The organism is Litoribacter populi (assembly GCF_007483685.1).
Lineage (GTDB): Bacteria > Bacteroidota > Bacteroidia > Cytophagales > Cyclobacteriaceae > Litoribacter > Litoribacter populi.
On sequence record NZ_VMKN01000002.1, the window covers coordinates 145,862 to 149,441 of the forward strand.

The following is a 3,580-nucleotide window of genomic DNA, read 5'->3' on the forward strand; positions in this document are numbered from 1 at the left end:
GGGTTTTTTCCGGACAAACATGGGTGAAAATAAGGAAAAAGAAGGCTGGGACACCCATTGTCAACCACTAAAAATTATGATTTAATTGAAAATCAATTATTTAATCAAAAATGGGACTGACGACTGTCGAAAACAGGAAAAAGTTAAAAACAGAGGACCTGTTTTTAGATGAAAGTCAATATGCTAATTAATCTCTTTGGAACGAATCACTTTTTCACAGTACTTTCAAAGTTTTCATCTAGCGGCTGGAGTTCTGACACTCCACCAGAGACGATGAACTTCATAACGTCGGCATTGTTGATGTTTTCTACTACTTTAATGTTTTCTTTGGGGATCATATAGAGGTTGCCTGAGAAGTTGTAGGAATGGGGAAAGTAAACAGCTGCTAGGCCAGGTTCTGCGATCATGCTCATGTCTTCTTGGGTTAGGAAACCCAGTCTGTACATGTTGTCTGAAAGCTTTACCACCACGGTAACATTAAACTTCTTCTTATCTCCCACGAAGGCCTGCATGAGGTCCTTTATACTGGTATATACTATATTCACCAAAGGAATCTTGAAAAGCCACTTTTCCATCAGGTCAAATATGGGCCTAGTTACAAATACGCTAGCCATATAGCCCACAAAGGTAATAAACATCAACATGACCAAGATACCCAACCCTGGTATAGGCAATGGGATGATGCTGTCCAAAAACACTACTAAGGAAATGATTATATAAATCGTAAGCGCCAATGGAACCACAAAGAGTAATCCTTTAAGGAAGTATTTCAAAAAGCGTCGAGTAGTGAAAGATGACATGTTTTAATCGGGAAAAGTATGGATAAAATTACGAGGAAAAAACGATGCCAAAAAATGGTTTTTAGAAATAAATACCCCAGTAGTTTCAGTAAGAAGTGAGAGGTGGAAAGTAAGAAGATAAGATGCAAATGTGCGATGTACATTGTACCTGGAACTTGGCACTTTATTTTTGATACATCATTTCATACAAATACTTAAAACGTACAAAGCCTAAAGATCTGTAAGCGGTAACCAACAATGCACCAAAAATGGTAAATGGGAGTGCACCAAAAATGGCAACAGGCGTGCACCATTTTGTAAATATACGCTGCCTATTCTTCCTGTTCAAAGAAAGTTTTCCTGTTTTTCATTCTATAACTTTTCCCCGATAAATTTATAATATCGCAACGGAACAGCAGGCGGTCCAACAATGCCGTTGCCAGGACTTCGTCATCAAGCATTTTGGCCCATTCTGCAGGCATTTTGTTGGTGGTGATGATGAAGCAGGTCCGCTCATAGATTTGGTTTATAAAGTTGAAAAGGGAGACGGCAACGCTTTTTTCCACCGGAAAGAGCATGATATCATCTATTATGATGAGATCCGCCTTCTGGAGCCTTTTGTATTCGGCCATTGACGACCTGGTCATGTCCTTCAGCTTCAGGATGTTTGTAAGGTCTTCCATTGTCTTGAAGTAGGCCTTGTAGCCCCTGTCCACCGCATCGGCACCAAGCCCCGAGGCCAGGAATGTCTTTCCCGTACCGGAAGGGCCCATGAGCATGAGGTTGAACCCCTGGTCGAGCCAGTTGAGCTCCCGCAGCTGGTTTATCCTTGTCAGGTTCAGGCCGTTTTCGGCTCCCGGATCGTACTGGCCTAGGTCGTTTTTGAGCGGCAGTCGTGCGGCCTTTCTCCGCCTTGCCACCTCGTTTTTGAGCCTAAGGTTCGATTCCTCCCGGAGCAGTTCAAGGAAGAAGTCCGTGAACCCGGAGCGCTGTTTTTCCGCTTTGGCGATGACCTCGGGCAGGCTGTTGGCCATTCCGGTGATCTTAAACTGCCTGCAAAAGGCGTTGATCTGTTCTTTTTTCTCCATTTTCTGTCTGGTTTTGGGGCCGTGGAAGGCATCCAAAAGATTGCTCCCACGGCCTGTTTTGGTTAACTGTTGCTTTTTTTCTTGCTCTTCACGATATCCTCATACTCCCCGATATTGCTCTTTTCGGGCTGTACCAGGGCGCTGTCGGGCATTTTTCCGCTCAGCGGGTTGAGTACCCTGATGTTGGTTTCCTCCTTCCTTGAGGTGTCCTGTAGCTCCAGGATGGATATAAAATCCGACGCACTGCAGATTGATTGCTCAAGGCAGTACCTCAGGGTGAGCCCGGTCTTTTCCGGATCGGCGCCTATAAGGGCTTTTTCGATCATGCTGAGCTGGTCCCTGACATACCGGGGCTTCTCGGCGCGGATCATTCCTATCCACCGCCGGGCCTCCTCGCTGTCCCTGAACATTCCGGCAACCAGGGCGGCTTTCTCCTCAAGGGAGCCGCTTTTGTCCCTCCTGTGGTCGGTTTTGAGGACTTTTTGGCCTGTTCCCACAGGTATGTCGTGGCGGCAGATTTCCGTGGTGCCCCCGGGTTCATAGATAAAAAGGCCATCCCCCTGTGCCTGTACAGCCACTTCGCTTCCTTTTCCTTTATAGGTGCCCAGGGGAAGAGAGTAGAAGTTGCCCCTGTAAGAGACGGTGTTGTCCTTCCGGACGGCAAAGAGGGCCGGTACGGCGGGTTTTGGGGCACAGGGCCGGTACGGGGTGAGAAAGGGCAGCTCGATGTAAAGCTCTGACTGCGGCTCTTTTTTGGTCACCGCATGGGGAAGTGCGTTTGCGGTACGGCCAAGCCATCCCATGGCCTCGTCGTTGAGGGTTTCGATATTGTGGAAGGTGCGGTTGTAAAGAAAGCTTCTCTTTACGTACCTGACCACGTTTTCGACCTTCCCTTTGGTTTCGGGATCGGCTTTCCTGCAGAAGTAAAGGCTGAAGGACTGCTCCCGGGTATAGGCCCTGAAGGCGTCCGTAAGGATGAGGTCCCCTCCGTTTTCGCTTACCATGAACACCTTGTCCTGGTCATAGACCATTTCCAGGGGGATGCCTCCGATGTATGCAAAGGCATTTTCATGGGCCTCTATGGCCAGCAGGGAAGTGAAGTGCCTGTCGGTGAACCATACGTACTTGAACCGCGAGCGGGAAAGGACAAGTGTGAAGAAAAACACCTTTACCCTCTTTCCCGTGCCGCTTCGCATGTTGTATTCGCCAAAGTCGACCTGGCCCTGTTTGCCGTACGGAAGCTCTTCCGTCATTTCGTACTCTCGGGGGAGTTTGACAAAGGGAAGGTTGTGTTTGTCCCTGACCCAGGAAACGAAGTTGAAGACGGTCTTTGGGGAGACCTTTGGCAGGTCCGGAAAATGTTCCTTCAGCCAGTCATGCATCTGGGCTGCAGGTGTGTCCCTGAAGTTTTCCAGGCGTTGCCTGACAAACTCCTCATAGGGAGCAAGGACCTTGGGGCGCTGTGACTGCTGTATCAGCATCAGCTCATAGTCCTGCTCGCTCATGGATAGGTACCTGCTTACGGTTCGCCTGTTGAGGACAAGGTGCTCGCTGATCTGCCGGAGGGAAAATCCCTCCCTTTGGAGGCGGTGGATTTCGAAATAAGTCATAAATTTGTCTAAGTACACATTCATAAAATGCTAGTTTTGGTAGACCAGCAAAATACTCTAAAATCCTCTTGGGGCATGCCCCAAGAGGATTTTTAGTGGTGCA

3 protein-coding genes are annotated in these 3,580 nt (G+C 48.1%); all 3 read right to left on the reverse strand.

Annotation, left to right across the window (positions count from 1 at the left end; all coding sequences use genetic code 11):
• Nucleotides 1–206: 206 nt before the first annotated feature.
• Nucleotides 207–800: a DUF502 domain-containing protein gene (locus tag FPL27_RS16385; RefSeq protein WP_143962315.1), complete on the reverse strand. Its 594-nt coding sequence runs from the start codon at nt 798–800 to the stop codon at nt 207–209.
• A gap of 311 nt (nt 801–1,111) precedes the next feature.
• Complete coding sequence (gene istB, locus FPL27_RS16390) at nt 1,112–1,867, reverse strand: IS21-like element helper ATPase IstB (protein WP_143959469.1); 756 nt, start codon at nt 1,865–1,867, stop codon at nt 1,112–1,114.
• Between the two features lie 62 nt (nt 1,868–1,929).
• Complete coding sequence (istA, locus tag FPL27_RS16395; protein ID WP_143959468.1) at nt 1,930–3,501, reverse strand: IS21 family transposase; 1,572 nt, start codon at nt 3,499–3,501, stop codon at nt 1,930–1,932.
• Between the last annotated feature and the right edge of the window lie 79 nt (nt 3,502–3,580).

Bases quoted from the DNA above. Each gene is read 5' to 3' on its own strand.
- FPL27_RS16385 (WP_143962315.1), bottom strand. From the start codon at position 800: ATGTCATCTTTCACTACTCGACGCTTTTTGAAATACTTCCTTAAAGGA.
- istA (WP_143959468.1), bottom strand. From the start codon at position 3,501: ATGAATGTGTACTTAGACAAATTTATGACTTATTTCGAAATCCACCGC.
- istB (WP_143959469.1), bottom strand. From the start codon at position 1,867: ATGGAGAAAAAAGAACAGATCAACGCCTTTTGCAGGCAGTTTAAGATC.